We start from the raw sequence: 20,071 nt of genomic DNA, 5'->3' as shown, positions 1-20,071 counted from the left end.
CTAATATGGATCACATGTTTTCTGATGCTTATGTATTTAATCAGGATATAAGTTCTTGGGATGTCTCATCAGTAACAAGTATGGTACGAATGTTTGGGAATGCGGATGACTTTAATCAAGATTTGAGTAATTGGGATGTTTCAAATGTTGAGAATATGGCATATATGTTTGGTGGAACAGATTATTTTAATAGTGATCTAAAAAACTGGGATGTATCATCAGTTAACAGTATGGAGAGTATGTTTTTTGAAGCTACAGGCTTTAATAAAGCTCTCAATACTTGGGATGTCTCTTCGGTCACAAATATGAACAATATGTTTAGAGACGCTACTTCTTTCAACGGGGAGATAAGTAATTGGAATGTCTCTTCAGTATCAAACATGGATTATATGTTTCGAGGTGCTGCCTCAATGAATAGAGATTTAAGTAATTGGTGTGTAGAACAAATACAAACAGAACCTACTGAATTTGCTGAGGGCTCTTCTTTACAGGAAAATTATTTACCTATTTGGGGAACCTGCCCTTACAAACCATTCCAAATTGTTCTTAATACACCCGACAATTCTTCAAGCGATATTTCAATCATTCCAACATTTAGCTGGCAAATTGATTCAAATGCAACCAATTATAAGCTCCAAATTATTGAGGGTTTTGACCCCGTTGTAATCGACACAATACTCGTTGATACCTCATTTACAATTAGTGATTCATTAAAAGGCGAATTTGAATACAATTGGAGAGTAAGAGGAATTAATGAAACGAAAAACCTTACAGGTGAATGGAGTGAAATTTGGAGTTTTACTACTGAAGCAATACCTGTTGGAAAAATTAAACTTGTTACACCGGTAAATGATTCTAAAAATGTAAAAATCTCACCAACTCTTGTTTGGCATAATGATATTCATGCTGATTCTTTTTTAGTTCAACTTTCTACAGATGAATTCACCTCAATAATCGTAAATGAATCACTAACGGATACTTCTTTCACTGTTCCAGAGCTATCTAATGGTACCCAATACTCATGGAGAGTTCGAGCAGAAAATGCTGGAGGAGTTGGAGAATGGAGTGATATTGGTTCATTTACTACTCGTTTTGCAGAACCGAATGTAGTTAGTTTGTTATCACCTGAAAATGAATCTACTATTCACAATGACAAACCTCCTATATTAACATGGTCAAGTTCAGAAAGAGCTTCCGAATATATCCTACACTTTGCAGAGGACGAAGCTTTTGAAGAAATGATGATTGATACTACACTGATTGTATCGGAGCAAGAACTGAATGATTCGGATACCACTTTTACAGTACAAAATGAATTGTTTGGATATGAGACCTATTTCTGGAGAGTAAAATCAAAAAACGAAACTGGAGAATCGAATTGGTCAGAGACTTTCAGTTTTTCCATATTTGGCGGCCTGTCCACAGAAACTGAAACTTTACCCACTGAACTCACTCTCCATCAAAATTACCCTAATCCCTTCAACCCTAAAACGCAAATACGCTACGGAATCCCAACGTCATCTAAAGTAAATATTGCAGTTTACAATATGCTCGGACAACAGGTAACCACATTGGTTAATGACCGAAAATCGGCAGGATGGCACACTACCACCTTTGATGCGTCAAGCTTAGCTTCGGGATTGTATATATATAGAATTCAAGCTGGTAAGTTTGTTAGTACTAAGAAGTTGATGTTGATAAAATGATTGAATTAATAACTACTTAATTAACATCATGCTTTTAACTTGTTTAAACTCACTTGTTTTAATCTTGTAATAATACACACCCGTTGAGAGATGGGAAGCTTTAAAAACTATGCTCTGACTTCCTGCGGTTATTTTCTTACTGATCAACGTATCGATTTTAACTCCTGTCACCCTAAATACCTCAAGTGTAACAAATGTACTTGATGTGATGTTGAAAGTAATGGTAGTCTTTGGATTAAAAGGATTTGATAAGTTTTTATTTAGTTTATAGTCATCACTCTATCTTTGTCTTCTCTCAATAATGTTAAAATTTAATGTAGTAGAGATATTAAAGTAATTTTTCACAAAGTTTATTATAGTATTTATCTGCCACTTCTTTGTTAAACTCAGGAAATGATTCTACGTCAAAACTATCTCCATTAATTGTTTTAATAGAGATAAAATAATGTTTATTCTTTTCTGGTGATACTTTGTCGATTAAAAACATTGAAATAAAAGCAAGGATAATAACAAAGATTGTATTGCTATATTCACCAGAAATTTTCTCATAGAAAGTAGGGGGAAAGAATAAATTTAAAATTATACTCCAAAATATTAGTACTCCTATAAAAAGGAAAAAAATCAAAAAGTATCCTGATTCCTCTTCTATAAGATTTATAAATACCCCGGAAATATTATCCTTTGTGATTTTATGAACTCCATTTTCCCCAGATAGTATTACATAATTGTCTTCAATTTTAACTTCATACATAATGAATCCAGTTGTTTATATTTACAGCCCTTTAAACATTAATTAATAATTATGAATAAAAAAAAATCATTATCCAAGAAGGAAAAGCAACGGATAATGGCGAAATACACAAAAACATTTACCAAGGAAGAGTGGAAGGAAATGTTAACCAAATATGAAAATGAGAAACTTAAATCCCAGTTAAAAATAAATAACCGAATTAAGCTGCGTATGATGAATGTGAAGGATTAATTTCGGGTCTTAAAAACTGATCCAAATCAGAACATAAATAATTATTCTCGGATAGAATTTTGAGTATTTCAGTAATTAAGTTCATTTTGTTTTTGGTTGGTTCAATTTCAAGATTTTGTAAATCCAGTGGTTTTGAATTTCCGTATGGATTTAGACGTACAAACCTAATTAAATCCCTCAATATCATTTCAAGTGTTTGGGATCCACATTTATATAAAAACCCAACCAACGAGTTAACCTCTAAACTATTTACTTCCCATCGCTCTGTTAAGTAATTACCCAATTCAAAATTCACATACGCCCTTTTTAAATCTCCCCTTCGAGCATAATAAGCTAACCGAATAAATTCATTCATTTCCTCTTTTAACACTTCTAATGGTTTTTTGGAGCAAAGAAAATCATAGGTGGAATATTTTGTGATATATTTGCTACAGTATGCTGAAACTTTCACGTTTGAATTAACATGAGTTGAATCATAGTCCATTTCCTTCTCAAATTTTTCAGCCTCTAGCTTAAATTGATGGTATTTAAACTTTATGTTTTTGAGCTTCACCAAAGTATGTGAGTGAAAATTACCAGGGATTATATCATTTTCGATAGATGTGAAGGCTATTTCAATAGCTTTAGAATTATAAACCCATTTACTGATTATGGATAACAACCTTTCAGCAGATGTATTTCGATATTTTCTCATGCTAACAAAATAATCCCAATTAATAGTATTCAGGAATTTGGAGTAGTGTTTATGTAAATCAGTATTCATATGTATAATTATTTTTTATTTATTAGATATAGTAATAGCCAGAGGTGATTTCACTCACGCTTTGTAAAGTTATTTTCAGAACCGTTGCTTGTAAATATTAGAGAGTGATCCCGAAGATTTAATTTTTCGGGTTAGATTCTCTTAATTAAAGAGTCTTAATAATTAAGCACCTTACGAAAGGCAGAATCCATTCTCTCTTGATCGGTGCTATCAAGGTAATTTTCTGTGATGCCGATGTTGGCATGTCCCAACATCTTTGAGATGTCATATATAGAAATATTGCCCTTACGAGAAATATCAGCAAAGCTATGCCGCGCTATATGGAAGGTAAGCCGTTTGTTAATTTTGGCTTTTTTTGCCACTCTCTTCAAAGCCTTGTTAACTAAGGTATTCTTCGAACTAATGACTTTAAATAATTCAGTTTTTTCCAATTTGAGGTCATCATCTTCGATAAGTGGGAATAACAATACCTCTCTTGATCCGTGGTAGTAATCAATCAATTTGCATAGTTGTGGGGAGCATTCTATTTCTAAGCGTTGTCCCGTCTTATTCATAGTGTATGTGAGTTTGCCATCCTCAATGTTGCTCTTTTTTAAACAACAGAAGTCTGCAAATCGAATTCCACCAAGATTAAACGATGCTATGAAACTATCACGTGCCAGTCTGTTCCAATTTCCCTTTTTAAGCTTCAAGCCCTCAAGCTTTTTTAGTTCAGTAGGAGTTAATCGCTCTTTTGTCGTTTTTTTCTTTGGAAGCTTAATGTGTAAAAAAGGAGAAGGAAAAATCGAATGCACTCCATTTTTTTGAGCATCATTCCATACCGACCGAATAAATTTTAAATTGCCGTTAATGGTATTAGGATTATTGCCAATGTCATGAAGATGGGCGATATACTTTTTGAGGAATGTGGAAGTGATTTGCCTAAATTTTAAATCACTTCCAGAATACTCTTCCAACTTATTAATAACTGTTTTATGACGCCTAAATGAATTCGGGCTATTCTGAATTTTAAATTTTTTGTTGTAGTCTCTGGCGTACGATATGAATGTCTCACTTTCTTTTGTAGGGGTTTTGGTGTTAACGATTTCATCAACACTATAATCACCCATTTTTTCGAGTTCAAATACTCTATCCCAATACTGGTTCTCAAGGTTTTTCAACCGTTGGTTTATCTTAGCCCAACCGTTGAAGGATTTTGTAACTTCGCCGTTTTTAAAATGCTTTGGCTCTACAGAAAAACCACTGTCAACGAATCTGTTCTCTCCGAGATGGGATATGCGAATGGCAATTTGTTTTGTGCCATCTGACTTTAAATGATATCGTTGTACTGATTTAATTGTCGCCATTATTCCTATAAGAATATAAATAATAGATACTTGACTTAAAAACATCATTCCACCTCCCCCGTTAATCTGTTCAAGAATTGGTGTCCCATGTGGATTGTAATTTCACAGGTTTCGTCCTGTAATAAGTAATCAGGAAGATCATAGAGATACACAATTAACCTCTCCTCCGACTTCATTCTTTTCCTAACTTTAATTATCGCAGTTGGCAGTTCGCTTTTTTTATTCATGATTTTTTCCGTTGTAATTTTGGTTTAAAAAATTATCGAGATCCGCAAGTTTGAAGTAAATCTTACGATTCAGCTGGGAGTAGGGTAGGTACCCCTGATCTCGGTAGTATTTTAGTTGACGTTTTGAAACACCAAGTAATTCGGCAGCCCTGTCATTTGTTACCCACTTAAAACGGTCACTTTTACTTCTTAACTCTGATTCGGTACGAAGGGCTTTTGTGACAGCATTGTTTACGATGGAGCGTAAATCAGCAGCTGAGATTATTGTGATATTTGTTTCGCCATTTTGCATACCAAAAAGTAAGGAGGTAACAGAACCGGCGGAGATTAGAGCCTTCTAATAAATTTTTAATTAATTAACTTAAAATTTTTAAAATGGCTTTTAAAGACGGGATTTGCACTTTGACTACCTTAAAAAACTTTATTTAAATTACTTTTTTATTTTAAATAATAAGTTTTAAAACCTGTGCGTAAAAAGGGGAATTTTATTTGCTGAAAGCAAAAGAAAGGCACTGATATTAATTACCAATTATACTGGAATAAACTTCCAAAATTAGCAATCGGAGGGGGTTCTTGTACAAAAATTGTACAGAACAGAAATAAAAAAAGTCTAACCAACTATTTTTAAATTGGTTAGACTCTGCTTATTGTACGCCCGGAAGGATTCGAACCCTCAACCTTCTGATCCGAAGTCAGACGCTCTATCCGGTTGAGCTACGGGCGCAGTTGAACATCGAGCAAGGAACACCGAAGGGTGAACACTGAACGGATGTCTATTTCAAAAGGGCATCAAATATAAGAAGAGTTGGATTCAGAAACATCTAAAATCGGCGATCTATTTTTACAGCAGCAGCATGGCATCGCCGAATGAGTAAAAACGATATTTCTCTTTAATTGCATGCTCATATATTCGTTTCATCTCATCAAACCCGATAAAGGCAGCTACCAGCATTAACAGGGTGCTTTTGGGAAGGTGAAAGTTGGTGATCACTGCATCGGTGGCTTTAAATTCGTAACCGGGGGTGATAAAAATATCGGTTTCCCGGGTTTGAGGATTAAATTTTCGGGGAGTCCCTGAAGCGGTTTCCAGTACCCGAATACTGGTGGTTCCCACTGCGGTGATATGCCGGGCTGCATTCAGCTCTGCACTGGTTTCTTTTGAAAGCTGAAACCATTCGCTGTGCATGTCGTGCTCTTCTATGTTTTCTGTTTTTACGGGCGCAAAGGTTCCCAGACCGACATGCAAGGTTACCTCTGATCTTTTCACCCCTGAGTTTGCCAGCTTTTCCAATAACTCAGCGGTGAAGTGAAGTCCTGCGGTGGGAGCGGCCTTACTTCCCAGGTCTTTCGCATACACGGTTTGGTACTCTTCCGAGAGGGTTTCATCCTGCTCAATATAGGGTGGAAAGGGTGTGTATTTGAATGGCTCGAGTGCCGGATCGTCAAGATCACAGGAAAGAACAAGCGTTCTTAACCCGTCTTCGGCAATGTGTGTAACTTTGGCTGAAATTCCTTCTGTCAGCTCAACCGTCTTTCCTTTTTTGAATTTTTTACCGGGACGCACCATCGCCTCCACGGTATTATTATTTCTGATGGATGTTACAAAAAGCTCTTTCTTCCCATCCTGAAACAACAACCGGCACTTTTCCACTTTACTGTTATTAACGACTAAAGTGGTTTCATTAGGAAGATATTTTCCCAGGTTGTAGAAATGATCGTCGGTGATCTTGCCCGAGTGCCGGTCGTATACTAATAAACGAGCATGATCTCTTGGGTGAGCCGGCGATTGTGCGATCAGGTTTTCGGGCAGGTCGTAGTCGAAATCCGAAAGGGTGTACTTCATGAAAGAAAGAATATCTTAGTCGAGCGTTATTTCGAAGAAGTTCTCGGCATCCGGTTTCACTTTCACCGATTTAATAGCACGAATCTGTCGATCCTTTTCCACGATGATCTGAATGCTGTCTGTGATCTGAAACCGATTTCCATCGGAGAAGTTAAAACGTTGGCCCAATGCCATTTTTTGAGCATCTAAAGAAAAATTACCCTCGAAATTGGTGGTGGTCAACGGATAGGTTCCGATCAGGGCAGAATCCGGTTTATTTACTAAAAACAGGCTCGCCCCCAGGTATCTTGTCTCAGAAAAGACTTCATATCCGTACACCCCGTTGCTCATAAGAGAATCCGGGATTTGGATGTTATGCTGACCGGCTTCAAGAGTATCTTTAAAAAAGATCACAAAACTGGAATCAGCCGAGTAGCGAAACAGTCCTGCCTCATATACATCTTGTATGTTGGTTCTGAATGAAATGGAAACACTGTCACCAATAGCTTGCTGGGTGAAGCCTCCGGGATCATAATTATTCCTGAAATGGATACGAGCACCAAAAACAGGCTCTCCATTCTCCAATACCTGACCATCCACATTATTATATACAGGAATGGTATCCTGATTAAAACATCCTGTTACTGTAACCGACAGCAACAGCAGTACTAACATAAAGAACTTATTCAAAACTACACCTTTGTTGGGATTAGCTGTTTTACTGTTTCCATAATTCCGGAAATACCAATGCCTATCTCATCATACAATTCTTCCTGTGTGCCATGCTCTACGATACGATCTGGTATCCCCATGATCTTGAGCGTAGGGCGCTCGGCTTTTTCGGATATATATTCAGCCACGGCACTTCCGAAGCCGCCCATCTTAGCACCATCTTCTAAGGTGATGATATGGTCGTACTCCCTGCAGATCTGATCTATGAGTTCCGTATCCAATGGTTTAACAAAACGCATATCAAAATGCCCGATCTCGATCCCTTCTTTGGATAACCGGTTGGCAGCCTCTGTTACATAATTGCCCAATGGCCCAAGACTTAGCACGGCGACGTCTTCACCTTCTTTGAGCTGAACTCCTTTCCCAATCTCCATAGGCTTAAAGTCAGAGGTCTCCATACCCGTACCTCTTCCTCTGGGATATCGAATAGCCCAGGCAGCTTCATCATATTTCGAGGCGCTATACATCATATCCCGCAGGTCTTGCTCATTCAAAGGGGATGAAATAACCATGTTTGGAATGGCCCGCATATAGGCTATATCATAAGCACCGTGATGCGTTGGGCCATCAGCTCCTACCAGTCCGGCACGGTCAATGCAAAATACGACCGGTAATTTCTGGATGGCTACATCATGTACCAGTTGGTCGTAACCGCGTTGCAGAAAAGAGGAGTAGATCGCACAAAATGCTTTTTTGCCTTCTGCAGCTAAACCGGCCGCAAAAGTGACGGCATGCTGTTCCGCGATCCCCACATCAAAAGCTCTTTCAGGGAAGGCGTTCATCATCGGCCACAGACTGGATCCGCTTGGCATTGCCGGAGTCATACTTACAATACGTTCATCTTTCTCTGCAAGCTCAACCAGCGCATCTCCAAATACATCCTGATACTTAGACGCTTGCTTAGACTTGATCGGTGCAGATAAAGACTTTCCGGTGATCTTATCAAACGGACTGCTGGAGGCATGCCACTTGGTTTGTTCTCGTTCTGCCGGGGAAAAACCTTTTCCTTTCACCGTTACAATGTGAAGAAGTTTCGGCCCCTTCACTTCTTTAAGATCTTCAAGCATATGGCGCAGGCCGTCCACATCATGACCATCTGTTGGGCCGTAGTATTTAAAACCCAAAGCACGGAAAAGAGAGCCGGGAGTGAGAGCAGCAGTCATCGCATTTTCCAATCTCGAGGCAGCCTTACGCATTTTTTCACCGGCCGACTTGAAATGCCCAAGCATGTCGTAGATCTCATCTCGCATTTTGTTGAAAGTCTTGCTGGTAGTGATCTCGGCAAGATATTCCTTCAGCGCCCCAACATTCGGGTCAATAGACATGTTGTTGTCATTCAGAATCACCAGGATGTCACTGTTCATAGCGCCGGCATTGTTCATGGCTTCAAATGCCAGTCCCGCGGTCATAGCTCCATCACCAATTACAGCTACCACTTTTTTGTCGGATTGATCCAGATCGCGTGCGACCGCCATCCCCAAAGCGGCAGAAATAGAGGTACTTGAATGACCTACGCCAAACGTATCATATTCACTTTCTGAACGCTTTGGAAATCCGGAAATACCCCCGTATTGGCGGTTGGTGTGAAATTCATCGCGCCGACCTGTTAAGATCTTATGGCCATAAGCCTGGTGACCTACATCCCAAACTACCAAATCCTTTGGGGTATCATATACATAATGAAGGGCGGTAGTCAACTCAACAACCCCAAGACTTGCCCCAAAGTGACCGCCATGAACCGATACAATGTCAATGATATACTGACGCAGTTCGTCACATACATCCTGAAGTTGATCGGCGTCTAATTTTTTAAGATCTGCCGGGGAATTGATCTTGGCAAGCAGTGGTCCCGGTGTTGGTTTGTTGCTCTCCATAATGTTATTCAATTATTGTGACTTAGCTTCGTCATTTACTTGTTCGATACGAAGCTCGGCTTGCTCCAGAATTTCAGTACAAAACTTTGACATCCTGACACCCTCTTCGTACAATTTCACAGAATCCTCTAATGTAATCTCTTCGTCTTCAAGTTGTTCCACGATGGATTCCAATTTGTTTAAAGCCTCTTCGAAGCTAAGTCGTTCCTTTTCTGCCATTAAATATTTTAGAAGTAATTTTTTTTCATCAAAAATTAGCCCTGAATAATACCGGTTTTCTCAATAAAAGACACAATGTACTGTGATGGGAGCGATGTTTGTGAGGATCTGTGATATACATGATCTTTTGAGCCTTTTAATCCCTGAAGATTGCTTCCATGTAATTCATTGCCTGTGCGATGTGCGCATTCTCCAGTTCTAAAACGGCTTTTAGTTCTACGCTGACTTTGTTCCTCCACAAAAAAATCCACTCGACGAGTTCCCAATTCGATTTCTTTATACTTGATAGGCATCCAAAATTCTTCGGCAAACTTGAGCCCGGCTTTTTCCATTTCATACCGCAACGCTCTTTGGTAAATCTTCTCCTGAAAGCCATTCCCCAGCACGTTGTGAACTTCCATCGCACACCCAATTATTTTTCCAGTGATATCAGAGTATTTATACTTTTTCATCCCTACAACTACTGTGATTTGTTTGATGTTTTTGATGCTCCGTGATGGATACTTATTTGGAATTCATAACCGGAATTAGAATCACAGCATATCCCAAACATCAAAGCCATCATAGTCACCACCGTATTCTCTTAACTATTTCTCCGTCTGATTCCAAAATTACAGCCCGCTCCAAACTTGTAAATAGAAGCTCAGCTTTTGTTTTCCCCAACCTGTTTATCGCTTCCCGGTGGGGATGTCTGAACTTATTTCGTTCAGCTAAAGAAATGATCGCCTTTTCTGGAGTGGCTTGTTTCAGAAATGAGTTGCCTGAACTTGTTCGACTGCCATGGTGCCCAACTTTCAACACATCTGTGTTAAGCAGGTCTCCAAAACGGGCCAATAATCGCTCTTCCTGATGAATGCCTGCATCGCCGGTGAATAAAAATTCCGTAGCGCCATAAACAATTTCCAGAATCACCGAATGCTCATTAGGGTCTGCACCGTGGATTTCCCCATCCGGTCCCAATACGAGTACGAGCAGTGCAGGATCAATGGCAAGGGTATCACCGGATGAGATCGCCTTTACGGGGATCTTCATTTCTTCGGCTAGCGATAAGTAGTTTTTGTAAAGATTGGAATCGTATTCGTAACCGGAGTTATAGATCACGTCGATTTGGATGTTTTCAATGAGATCTATAATTCCACCGATATGATCGGCATGGGGATGGCTTAAGATAACAGCATCGAGTTTATCTATTCCCCGGGCCCGGAGGTGTGGTGTGATCACTGACTTTCCACTGTTGTATCCCGGCGACCAAACCCCGGCATCGATCAGGATATGCCGGTCGGAAGGAGTGGTCAATAATGCAGCATCACCCTGACCTACATCAAAGAAAGTAGCGGTAAAAGTAGCCGGCTTTAATTTATCCCAGGTATGAATAGACAGGATCAATACGATGGAGCATAAAGCACCAATCACCATTTTCCACCTCATCGCTGAAATGTGAAATGCCGCCACACTTCCCACTAAAAAGATCCAGAATACAAATAACAGATCCGATCCTAATGAGGCAGTTGTCCAGGCCCATTCCCATGTTGAAACCATTCCCACAAATTTCGCCATTCCTTCCAGGAATAACAGCGACGGATAGTTCAAAATAAAACCGGCTGCCGGCATTAACACACTCATAAAAAGGCTTACTAACGACAGCGGCACAACGATTCCAAGAAGGGGCACGAATAAAGCATTCGCAATGGGGCTGATCAGTGATATTTCCCCGAAGTAATATACCTGTAACGGGTATAACCCAAACTGTACCACCAGCGAAATAATGACGACCATCACCGGTTTCCCAAACCAACGAGTGCGCAACCAGTAAGGCAACGCCGTTTGGAGGGTTGGCAAGATTAATAATATGATCATTACTGCAGCAAAAGAAAGTTGGAAACCAATCTCAAAAAGGCTTCCCGGATCTATTATTAATAACACAATAGCAGCAGCGGCAGTGAAATTCATTGAATTATTTAGCTGATGGTAAAGCTTTCCCACGCTTAGGAACAAGGCCATTACAGAAGCTCGCAAAACAGATGCCGAAAAACCCGTAATTCCTGCATAGCAAAATAATAACAGTACCAGGATCAGTAGACCCAATTCCCGGCCGTATTTCTTTGTCCAGAAATAGGGGATGATCACCCAAAATGGAGCTACTATGAAACCCACATGCAAGCCTGAAACGGCCATAATGTGTGACAGTCCCGCCCTTGCAAATGCCTGCTTTGACGCTGAATCCAGCTCTTGCTTAAATCCTATCAGTAATGCTTTTGCGATGGGTGCTGTTTCCTCGTTGAAGTTCATATCCACCAACTCAAGTGCCCGCTCACGCCACCAGATCCATTCCAGAAAATCATTATTTGGGGTGAGCCGAATGATCTCCTGTGCTTTAACCTGTACGGAAATACCCTGTGATCTCAGGTACTGCTTATAGTTAAACTCTTCCGGATTTCTCTGTTCTGAAACAGGGATCAGCATACCTGATAAGAATACCTGATCCCCCAAAGTTGCTTTGACTGAAACCTCATCCGCGAGAATACGCGCTTTAAAAGATTCCCGCGAAATGATTCCGGCAACTTTGGAAGAATCCACGCTTACATCCCATCGCTCTTTACCTGAACCGGAGTACGAGATGGACTTTATTTGTCCAAACAGTTCAATTTCATCCCATTCACTCAATGATAATAATCTTATGGTAGCAGACTTCTCGCTTTTATCGTGCAATGACTTTAGCATTACTCCAAAGCCGATGATCAATCCCATAAACAATAGCGCACTTGCTCTTGATGAGGCAATAGAGACTCTGACTGAACTCCTCCATTCTGCTAATACAAAAAACAGCAGAAGAATGACAAAAATTACTGCAGATTTCAGAAGAGAAAGGGAATAATAATGGGACAGCAATATCCCCGTGATCAATAACAGAGCAATTCTGATCGCAGGATATCTGCTAAAGGGAAACTGGTATGAACCTCTACGCTCCATATGAGTAAGAGCGATGAGAAATCAATTCCTTACAAAAAAAATTTTCCGCCTTAGCTAATGTACATGAACAACTCTTAGGTTAACACATTATGAGCTTATGAATTGACTATTCAATAAGCAGGTCTGCAGCCTTTTCTATAGGTCCCTCATAACTTATTAAGGATGAGTACAGGGTATCAGCCAGCACGTCGGACACTTTTCGCATTTGCCCATTCACTTTCATATAAGACCATATAAGACGGACCCCATGACTGTAATCAACATATTTACTGCCGTGAACCGTACTTAAGGGTTGGATCGGCTCTCCATTTTTACGGTGCCATCCATAAATAGCCACCCGGCCCGGTTTCTCTCTTAACCTGGAACTGATGACAATATCTTTTTTGTGCCCGGCTATCAGTCCGTCGTCATTAACTTTTTTGAGCTGAGCATTGATCATGCGATTATGTTCAGCGAAGTATGGAATCGAGGTCATCTCAGGGCCGGGCGTCATGGGTTTTGGTGAGAGTTTAGTCTCGGCCTGGCGATAGATCCCGTCAACTATTTTTGCAGTTGGAAGTAAACAATGGAGCGAGTCGGCTATCTTCTTTGCTGTGGCCGGTGTCATCGGAACGCGAACATAATCTTGGTCTGTTCCCACTGAAACATAATCCGGGGTCACATAGATTATTCCTTTCGCGATTTTCCCACTGTTCAATTTGGCGGATAAATGAACCTTCTCGAATTGTTTTAAAAATGAAGGCACGTTACCATTTACAACCTGCTCAAATATCTCCTTCTCTCTTTGGGGCGGATCCAGATCTCTGATCTTACTGATAAAATCCTGCCCTTGTACAGAAGGCGTTTTCCGTGGCCAAAAATTATCATCCCGAAAATTTTTATTGTAGGAAGAGCCGGAATTAAAACACCCGGAAAAGAATAAAGCGCTCAATAAAATTATGACAGGCACACGCAGGCTTCTGAGCCGAATGCCGGGGTGATTTATCTTAAATGTGTTTATATAAGAGTTTGGCAGTTTTTCGATGGTTTTAGAGTCACAAGATTGAACTTCTTTACTCTACATAGCATAGAGCAACGAAGCTCAATTTCTTGCCCATTAATTTTCTACCGGAACCAGTCTGTATAATCCGCTTCCTTCAGAGGTCAGGTAAATATATCCATCCGGACCTTCTTCAATCGCACGAATTCGGGTGGTTCCTTCCACCAGTTTCTTTTCTCCAACGATCTCATTGCCCTCTACATCAAGGAGCGCGATGTAAGAAAACTTAAGTGACCCCACCAACAGATCTCCTTGCCATCCGGGATATTTATCGCTGGTTACAAATTCCATTCCTGAAGGTGCAATAGATGGATCCCAATAAGTTACAGGCTGTTCCATTCCGGCCATCACGGTATCTTCGGCAAACTCCGTTCCATTGTAGTTGATTCCATAACTGATCACCGGCCAGCCGTAATTTTTACCGGGCTCAATAATATTGACTTCATCACCGCCGCGAGGCCCATGCTCGTGCTCCCAAACCACACCGGTTGCAGGATTCAAAGCCATTCCCTGGGGATTGCGATGCCCATAGGAATAAATGGCATCCAGGCCGTCTTTGCCGACAAATGGATTATCCTCCGGAATGCTGCCATCATCTTTCAGGCGATAGATTTTACCGCCATCCCGGTTGATATCCTGGGGATTGACGTCCCGGTTTCCACGATCCCCAACTGAGAAAAACAGGTACCCATTATTATCAAATACGATGCGTGACCCATAATGCTGACCTCGGGTTGAATTTGGAGCAGCTTTATAAATGGTTTCTACTGAGGTGAGCGCATCATTCTCAAGTTTTGCGCGAATGATCTTCGTATTACTGCCTTCTCCGCCGCCTTCATTCGATGCATACGAAAAATAGATCCAGCCATTTTCTTCATAATTTGGATGTAGTTCAACGTCCAGAAAACCACCTTGTCCATTTATTTCAAGATCTGAAGGAATTCCATCGGTGATCTCAGCAGCGATTTCTCCATTGCTGATCCTGTAAAGTGTTCCAGACTTCTCGGTCACCAAAATATCCCCATTGGGAAGAAAGCCAATACCCCAACCTATTTGAATTCCACTTACCACCTGCTCCGCTTTAACTTGTAAATCAGAAGCACCGCCTTCATTACTGCCCGACTGAGCATTACAACCAGCAGCAACTAAAGCCAGTACTGCCACTATCCACATCTGCGAAAATTTTGTATCGATCCTCATTATTTCAAAGTTTATTTTTTGTTATTGATATAAAAATTGTCTGAATTCATCCACGCCCATATAACCTGTTTTTTTCTTGATAACGTTTCCTTGGTCATCAAGGATCAGGGAAGTGGGAAATACATAAGCGCCTTTGCTTTGGGCAAATGCTTTTGATGTCACTTGCTCTCCATTGAATGTGATCTGCTCTTCAGAGTTCCCATCAATACGAACCGGAATATAGTTAGCATCCAAAACCTGCCGCACTGTAGAATCGGGAAATACTTCCCGGTCCATGGCCCGGCAATATTTGCACCCGATCTCAAAAACATCCACAAAAATAAGTTTATCGGATGTAGCTGCCATTTGTTGAGCTTCCTCAATAGGGATCCAGTCCGGTGAATTATCATTCACCGTCGGTTTAACGTTCGCAAGCGAGTAGTACAAGAATATTCCAAGAAATGCACCTATAACTGCAATAATGATGACTTTCTTCTGCATAGCAACATCTGTTTTAGGTTTAATGTTTAAAATACGAAAAGTTGGGATGAGGTTGGAATGAACGAATTTAAATGACGTTAAATTTCCATAGCTGAAAACAGAATTTTTTACCTTCTTTAAAAAAAAACTGCGCATGAAAGAAATTGACTCCTATAAATTGGGAAAAGTTCAGGTGACCATCACTGAATCCGAGAAGCCCAACAAACTAACGGTTTCCTGTTTTGACGGTGAATACCGTTCCGAATTTACGGTCAGCGAATATGAATTTAAGAATTATCGCCGGCTTATGAATCAGCGGATCACCCAAGCTTACAAAAATGCGGGTGAAGAAGAGGATAAAAATTAAGGTAATTCTAAAGGCTTACTTTACTCCAGATCTAAGGAAACACATTGAAATCATTTGAAGAGGAGAGATGAGATGAGCAAAAAAACTGTAAATGAAAGGCATAAAAAAGGCCAACCTTTTTGAGGTTAGCGGCTTTGTTTTTTGAGTAACTGCTTCCAATATACGGCGGGAATGACACCTCGGCCAAATCTAATTTCTTTTGTATAAGTAATAGCAACTAATGTGATTTTATTCTTAGTTTAAGGGAGAATAAAAACAAATTTTCATCTTATAATTTACACCTGTAATGCCAAGAACAATCGGAGATCTTACGCTGTATTCGGTGGATGATCTGCATGAACTCCTCGGAATTTCCAAGATGACGCTCCGCACGTACTTACGAGAAGGCCGTCTTCGCGGACGCAAGTTGGGCGTAAGCTGGTACGTTACCGAAGAAGCCATTCGCGAGTATTTTGATGAACCCCAACCTGAGTCCGGTTCAACCCAGAAAAAGAAAAAAGGCGGTAAACAGTACCGTTATATTGTGCAGGGCATCAACGACCTGGTGAGTGAAACGGAAGAGTGCGAAACCATTGAAGAAGTGATTGCCACCTTAAACGAACAGGCTATTATCAGCCTGTTCCAGGTGCGTATTATTGACCGGGAAACCGACGAAATTACTGAAATCATTAAAGCCAGAGATTTTTTAGACCAACATGCTTGAACTTAAAGACACCGGATTAGAGGAGTTCTCTTTTGGAGATGCTTCTGACGACAAATTTTATATATTGGTAAATAAGAAGATCAGTCCCGATGGAATTGATGTGAAAAAACTCAGCAAAGCCAATCCCATGAAATTTGATGCCACCCTTAATGAAATGGGCTGCATCCTGATGCTTAATGGAATTGAAGTCGCTGAACTGTGCATGCGTGGCGAGCTGGATAATGAAAACCTGCACGAAAGCATGTTTGAGCTGGCTAAAGAGGAAGGATTGTTCTAATTCATATTCTGTACATTTTTCCGTTTTAGATTAGAAGGACGGAATCAATTACGGGATTATTATGCGTGCTTTGATCGTTGAAGATGAGCTTCTTTTGAATGAGGAACTGGAAGAACAGTTGCTGGATGAGCAGTTTACGGTAGATACTGCTTTCAACTTTATGGATGCCCGCGAACTGCTTTCAGGTGAAATTTATGACATTGTACTGCTCGACCTCACCTTGCCTGACGGAGATGGGCTTGATCTGCTTAAGATGATCAAGAAATCTGGCCACCACGAAATGGATACCGCCGTCATTATATTAACTGCTCGCGGAGCTATCGAAGACCGTGTAGAGGGCCTGGAACTCGGCAGCGACGATTATTTGTCTAAACCTTTTGCCATGCCGGAACTCCGGGCACGTATTCATGCTGTGCTAAGGCGCAAATTCAAGATCAGCGACAACGAGATCACTATCGGGAAATTGACGGTTAACCTCGATCACCTTCAGGTAAGCTTCAACCACCGCCCGGTTGATGTCACCGATACAGAGTATAAAATGCTCCGGTACCTTTTCCTCAACAAGAACAGGACCATCACCCGAATTGCGCTGGCGGAGCATATCTGGGGAAACAAAATAGACGACCGTTTTTCATTGGATTTCATCAATTCCCACATGAAGAACATCCGAAAAAAACTGGCGGAATCCGGCGCTCCTGACCTTATTGAAACCGTGTATGGTGTTGGTTACAAAGTAAAAGCCTATGAAACTCAATAATAAGATCCTGATCAGCAATGTACTGCTGTCTTTTTTTATGCTGATCGTTACCGGATTCGGCATGTATTATGTGGTCAACTCTACGATCTATGACGAGTTGGATTTCCACCTGATGCAGCACAAAACGGACATCCAGAAACAGCTGAGCGAACAACCGGAGAGCCTCGACGAGATTCAGCGCCTGGGCGGCCTCGGTTCCTACGAATGGGTGGAAATTTCACCTTTCCCAAATAACACATCTTCGATTAAAAACACCTTCACCACCATTGATACCGTCCGGTATGCAGAGGTTTCTCAGCTACCGGAAGCCTATCGCAAACTGACCACTACCTTAACCGTTAATAACGAACCTTTTGTACTCGAGATCTACGAGGAAGTGGCTGCCTGGGAGAAGATCAGCATGACGATATTATTAAGTGTGTTGGCGGCTCTGTTTATATGGGTGATACTGCTGTATGTGGTGAATCAATATGTATTCGGGCGCATTCTTTCTCCTTTTTATAGTACCGTAGACCGGCTGGAACAGATCTCATCACCAACACAGGTTGGAGAACCCTTTCCTGAAGCCAACACCTACGAAATAAAAGTGCTCAACGGTGCGCTCAATAATATGCTTGGCCAAATAAAATCTTCGTTTGAGGATCAGAAGAAATTCATACAAAACGCTTCCCACGAACTGCTTACCCCGCTTTCCATTATTCGCCAAAAGGCCGAGAAGATCCTTTCCGATCCCGAAAACCTTGAAAGAAAAGACATTGAGCGGGTTCATGAAATTCAACAAACCGCCGTTCGGCTAACCCGCCTTAGCAACGCACTCCTGTTGATCAGCAGGGTAGAAAACAAACAGTTCAGCCTTGATGATGACATTCATATCTCCGGGATCGTTGAGAAAGCGCTGAATGAACTTCACGATTTCATTGACCTCAAAAAACTGAAGATCCATTTTGATAAAAGGGAAGAGATCGGCCTCAGTGGAAACAGAGAGCTTGTTCATTCCGCAGTGTACAACATCATTCAAAATGCGATAAAATTTTCGCCCGATGGAGGAAATATTCTCATTTTTATGGGCCGCGATCCGTCTAACGCTTCCGTGTTATCCGTTCGGGATGAAGGACCGGGAATCCCCGATCACCTGATCGATGAAGTGTTCAATCGGTTTAAGAAAGGCCATAAGATGAATGATTCAGGGAACAGTCCCGGGCTGGGGCTTTCCATCGTTCAAAGCGTGTGTGAACTGCATGGCTTTCGGTGTACTGCTTCCAATAATGAAGGAAAAGGCGTTACTTTTTCAATTCATTTCTAAATCCATTTTCTCTACAGAATTGGTGATTAGCTTGGCATAAAAATTAATGCCAAAAGTTGATTGCCATGTTTTTTTCCGTTCTCACATTGGTTCTTTCCTTTTTACAAGTCTCTTCCATTTCCACTGATACGTCCGGCTTATCTGCCCTGAGTGTAGATAAAGCACTTGAAATAGCGTACCGGCAAAATCCGCAGATCAACCGGTTGCAATATCAGATCAGGGCTCAAAAAAAAGAAGAGACGCTCAGCATTGGCCTCTACGATCCGGAGATTCGCTACTTCAAAGAAGGCATCGGAAATCAGTCGTTTTCTGAGCAAAGATGGTCGGTTTCGCAAAGCATGGATTTCCCCCTGAACAGCTATTTCAAAGTAAAGCAGCAGCAAGCTCTTACCCGCTCATTAGAGCTGCAATTACAAGATCTGAAATATCAGGTAAAAGCGGATGTAAAAGCTGCATATGCACAGCTTGCATTCACCTTGAAGTCGGGAGCACTTGCCAGGGAACGGGTCGATCTTTTTGAGAATCTTCATCAGGCCGCGCAAGCCAGGTCCGACATGGGCGAGTCTTCTGAAATTGATGCCATGCAGGCCGATCTGCAGCTTCAGGAAGCCCGAAACAGTCTGGAATCGGCTTTTAATGCCATTATGAATGCGCGCTACGATCTTTTTCAAACCATTGGCCTCGATCCCGAAGAACAAACCTACGATATCGGCTTTACGGATACGCTGGAATATGTGATCGTTGAGATCAATCAGGAAGAGGTCATGAACCGCCTGGATGAACACCCGCGACTGAGGCAGATCCGGCAAGAAGTAGAAGCTTCAACATTCGGTAAGAAAAGGGCCAAGAGTGCTTATTTGCCAAACCTCAGTGCAAGCTATTACCGGCAGGACTTTGGCAATGGTTTTGATTTTTACGGATTTGAGGTCGGCGTCAGTATTCCATTATGGTTTGCTACCCGGCAAAGCCAACAGGTGCAACAAGCCAATGCCCTTGAAAGCGCTGCTGAATGGAAGTATGAGGACGCCCGGCTCCTCATGAAGAAGCAAGCGGAACAAACCTGGCACAGCTATGAATCATCCAAAAATAACATCGAACGGTTTCAGGAAAATATACAGGCCAAATCGTTTGAATTGGTTCAAATGACGCAAAAGGGATATAGCCTTGGCGAACTGGATCTGCTCACCCTGCTTGAAGCACAACGAACCTACCTGAGGACACAGGAATCTTATTTCCAAACGCTTCGCGATTACTACCTCACTGTGATCGATCTGGAGCGCTTTCTGCAATCCGACATCATTTTTAATTAGAACACGAGAATAGTT

The 20,071-nt window shown here is 41.2% G+C and carries 19 protein-coding genes, 1 tRNA gene and 2 pseudogenes; 7 read left to right on the top strand and 15 right to left on the bottom strand.

The features are described 5' to 3' along the window. Positions 1-1,706, top strand: a 1,706-nt coding sequence (locus B151_RS19580) for a BspA family leucine-rich repeat surface protein (protein ID WP_157470906.1), incomplete at its 5' end; no start/stop codon positions are given. 12 nt (positions 1,707-1,718) lie between these two features. Here the strand turns inward: B151_RS19580 and B151_RS20500 are convergent. The 15 genes and pseudogenes from B151_RS20500 to B151_RS0110545 form a co-directional block, all read right to left on the bottom strand. Next, positions 1,719-1,940: pseudogene (locus B151_RS20500) on the bottom strand (T9SS type A sorting domain-containing protein); the annotation flags it as partial. Between the two features lie 94 nt (positions 1,941-2,034). Further along, the gene (locus tag B151_RS0110620) at positions 2,035-2,457 is read right to left on the bottom strand and encodes a hypothetical protein (protein WP_020403610.1); all 423 of its coding nucleotides are present in this window, start codon (positions 2,455-2,457) and stop codon (positions 2,035-2,037) included. A gap of 199 nt (positions 2,458-2,656) precedes the next feature. After that, positions 2,657-3,451, bottom strand: coding sequence for a hypothetical protein (locus B151_RS0110610; protein WP_020403608.1), 795 nt, complete (start codon positions 3,449-3,451; stop codon positions 2,657-2,659). Positions 3,452-3,606: 155 nt separating this feature from the next. Then, a complete protein-coding gene (locus B151_RS0110605) occupies positions 3,607-4,845 on the bottom strand; it encodes a site-specific integrase (protein WP_026166616.1) in 1,239 nt (412 codons plus the stop codon). A gap of 171 nt (positions 4,846-5,016) precedes the next feature. Continuing rightward, positions 5,017-5,316, bottom strand: coding sequence for a helix-turn-helix domain-containing protein (locus B151_RS18510; RefSeq protein ID WP_020403605.1), 300 nt, complete (start codon positions 5,314-5,316; stop codon positions 5,017-5,019). Positions 5,317-5,674: 358 nt separating this feature from the next. After that, positions 5,675-5,748, bottom strand: a tRNA-Arg gene (locus B151_RS0110590). A gap of 117 nt (positions 5,749-5,865) precedes the next feature. Next, the gene (gene queA, locus B151_RS0110585; protein ID WP_020403604.1) at positions 5,866-6,867 is read right to left on the bottom strand and encodes a tRNA preQ1(34) S-adenosylmethionine ribosyltransferase-isomerase QueA; all 1,002 of its coding nucleotides are present in this window, start codon (positions 6,865-6,867) and stop codon (positions 5,866-5,868) included. 15 nt (positions 6,868-6,882) lie between these two features. Beyond that, the gene (locus B151_RS0110580) at positions 6,883-7,521 is read right to left on the bottom strand and encodes a hypothetical protein (RefSeq protein WP_020403603.1); all 639 of its coding nucleotides are present in this window, start codon (positions 7,519-7,521) and stop codon (positions 6,883-6,885) included. Positions 7,522-7,538: 17 nt separating this feature from the next. After that, entirely contained in the window at positions 7,539-9,452 is a 1,914-nt protein-coding gene (dxs, locus tag B151_RS0110575; RefSeq protein WP_020403602.1) for a 1-deoxy-D-xylulose-5-phosphate synthase, read from the bottom strand. A 12-nt stretch (positions 9,453-9,464) separates the two neighbouring features. Then, positions 9,465-9,671 carry an exodeoxyribonuclease VII small subunit gene (xseB, locus tag B151_RS0110570; RefSeq protein WP_020403601.1) on the bottom strand — a complete coding sequence of 69 codons (207 nt, stop codon included), beginning with the start codon at positions 9,669-9,671 and terminating at the stop codon, positions 9,465-9,467. Between the two features lie 136 nt (positions 9,672-9,807). Next, a pseudogene (locus tag B151_RS20405) lies at positions 9,808-10,123 on the bottom strand (GxxExxY protein). Between the two features lie 115 nt (positions 10,124-10,238). Beyond that, entirely contained in the window at positions 10,239-12,641 is a 2,403-nt protein-coding gene (locus B151_RS0110560) for a DNA internalization-related competence protein ComEC/Rec2 (RefSeq protein WP_083909901.1), read from the bottom strand. Between the two features lie 106 nt (positions 12,642-12,747). Next, the gene (locus B151_RS18500; protein ID WP_157470903.1) at positions 12,748-13,590 is read right to left on the bottom strand and encodes a hypothetical protein; all 843 of its coding nucleotides are present in this window, start codon (positions 13,588-13,590) and stop codon (positions 12,748-12,750) included. Between the two features lie 147 nt (positions 13,591-13,737). Next, positions 13,738-14,880: a PQQ-dependent sugar dehydrogenase gene (locus B151_RS0110550; RefSeq protein ID WP_020403598.1), complete on the bottom strand. Its 1,143-nt coding sequence runs from the start codon at positions 14,878-14,880 to the stop codon at positions 13,738-13,740. Between the two features lie 21 nt (positions 14,881-14,901). Beyond that, positions 14,902-15,360 (bottom strand): thioredoxin family protein, encoded by a 459-nt coding sequence (locus B151_RS0110545; protein WP_157470900.1) that lies wholly within the window; start codon positions 15,358-15,360, stop codon positions 14,902-14,904. A gap of 133 nt (positions 15,361-15,493) precedes the next feature. Between B151_RS0110545 and B151_RS0110540 the strand changes: the two genes are divergently transcribed. From B151_RS0110540 to B151_RS0110510, 6 genes are all read left to right on the top strand, one after another. Beyond that, positions 15,494-15,706, top strand: coding sequence for a hypothetical protein (locus tag B151_RS0110540; RefSeq protein WP_020403596.1), 213 nt, complete (start codon positions 15,494-15,496; stop codon positions 15,704-15,706). Between the two features lie 286 nt (positions 15,707-15,992). Next, positions 15,993-16,409: a helix-turn-helix domain-containing protein gene (locus B151_RS0110530; RefSeq protein WP_020403595.1), complete on the top strand. Its 417-nt coding sequence runs from the start codon at positions 15,993-15,995 to the stop codon at positions 16,407-16,409. Next, entirely contained in the window at positions 16,402-16,686 is a 285-nt protein-coding gene (locus B151_RS0110525) for a hypothetical protein (RefSeq protein ID WP_020403594.1), read from the top strand. Before B151_RS0110530 ends, B151_RS0110525 begins: the two co-directional genes overlap by 8 nt. Positions 16,687-16,747: 61 nt before the next feature. Further along, positions 16,748-17,443, top strand: a complete 696-nt coding sequence (locus B151_RS0110520; protein ID WP_020403593.1) for a response regulator transcription factor — start codon at positions 16,748-16,750, stop codon at positions 17,441-17,443. Further along, positions 17,430-18,746 carry a sensor histidine kinase gene (locus tag B151_RS0110515; RefSeq protein WP_020403592.1) on the top strand — a complete coding sequence of 439 codons (1,317 nt, stop codon included), beginning with the start codon at positions 17,430-17,432 and terminating at the stop codon, positions 18,744-18,746. Before B151_RS0110520 ends, B151_RS0110515 begins: the two co-directional genes overlap by 14 nt. 65 nt (positions 18,747-18,811) lie before the next feature. Beyond that, complete coding sequence (locus tag B151_RS0110510; RefSeq protein ID WP_020403591.1) at positions 18,812-20,056, top strand: TolC family protein; 1,245 nt, start codon at positions 18,812-18,814, stop codon at positions 20,054-20,056. The last annotated feature ends 15 nt before the right edge of the window (positions 20,057-20,071 follow it).

The organism is Gracilimonas tropica DSM 19535 (assembly GCF_000375425.1).
Lineage (GTDB): Bacteria > Bacteroidota > Rhodothermia > Balneolales > Balneolaceae > Gracilimonas > Gracilimonas tropica.
The sequence above is the reverse complement of the archived record's forward strand: the minus strand, read 5'-3'. Positions and strand labels throughout refer to the sequence as shown.

Coding starts and splice junctions, on each gene's coding strand:
- B151_RS0110620 (WP_020403610.1), bottom strand. CDS start 2,457: ATGTATGAAGTTAAAATTGAAGACAATTATGTAATACTATCTGGGGAA.
- B151_RS0110610 (WP_020403608.1), bottom strand. CDS start 3,451: ATGAATACTGATTTACATAAACACTACTCCAAATTCCTGAATACTATT.
- B151_RS0110605 (WP_026166616.1), bottom strand. CDS start 4,845: ATGATGTTTTTAAGTCAAGTATCTATTATTTATATTCTTATAGGAATA.
- B151_RS18510 (WP_020403605.1), bottom strand. CDS start 5,316: ATGCAAAATGGCGAAACAAATATCACAATAATCTCAGCTGCTGATTTA.
- queA (WP_020403604.1), bottom strand. CDS start 6,867: ATGAAGTACACCCTTTCGGATTTCGACTACGACCTGCCCGAAAACCTG.
- B151_RS0110580 (WP_020403603.1), bottom strand. CDS start 7,521: ATGTTAGTACTGCTGTTGCTGTCGGTTACAGTAACAGGATGTTTTAAT.
- dxs (WP_020403602.1), bottom strand. CDS start 9,452: ATGGAGAGCAACAAACCAACACCGGGACCACTGCTTGCCAAGATCAAT.
- xseB (WP_020403601.1), bottom strand. CDS start 9,671: ATGGCAGAAAAGGAACGACTTAGCTTCGAAGAGGCTTTAAACAAATTG.
- B151_RS0110560 (WP_083909901.1), bottom strand. CDS start 12,641: ATGGAGCGTAGAGGTTCATACCAGTTTCCCTTTAGCAGATATCCTGCG.
- B151_RS0110550 (WP_020403598.1), bottom strand. CDS start 14,880: ATGAGGATCGATACAAAATTTTCGCAGATGTGGATAGTGGCAGTACTG.
- B151_RS0110545 (WP_157470900.1), bottom strand. CDS start 15,360: ATGCAGAAGAAAGTCATCATTATTGCAGTTATAGGTGCATTTCTTGGA.
- B151_RS0110540 (WP_020403596.1), top strand. CDS start 15,494: ATGAAAGAAATTGACTCCTATAAATTGGGAAAAGTTCAGGTGACCATC.
- B151_RS0110530 (WP_020403595.1), top strand. CDS start 15,993: ATGCCAAGAACAATCGGAGATCTTACGCTGTATTCGGTGGATGATCTG.
- B151_RS0110525 (WP_020403594.1), top strand. CDS start 16,402: ATGCTTGAACTTAAAGACACCGGATTAGAGGAGTTCTCTTTTGGAGAT.
- B151_RS0110520 (WP_020403593.1), top strand. CDS start 16,748: ATGCGTGCTTTGATCGTTGAAGATGAGCTTCTTTTGAATGAGGAACTG.
- B151_RS0110515 (WP_020403592.1), top strand. CDS start 17,430: ATGAAACTCAATAATAAGATCCTGATCAGCAATGTACTGCTGTCTTTT.
- B151_RS0110510 (WP_020403591.1), top strand. CDS start 18,812: ATGTTTTTTTCCGTTCTCACATTGGTTCTTTCCTTTTTACAAGTCTCT.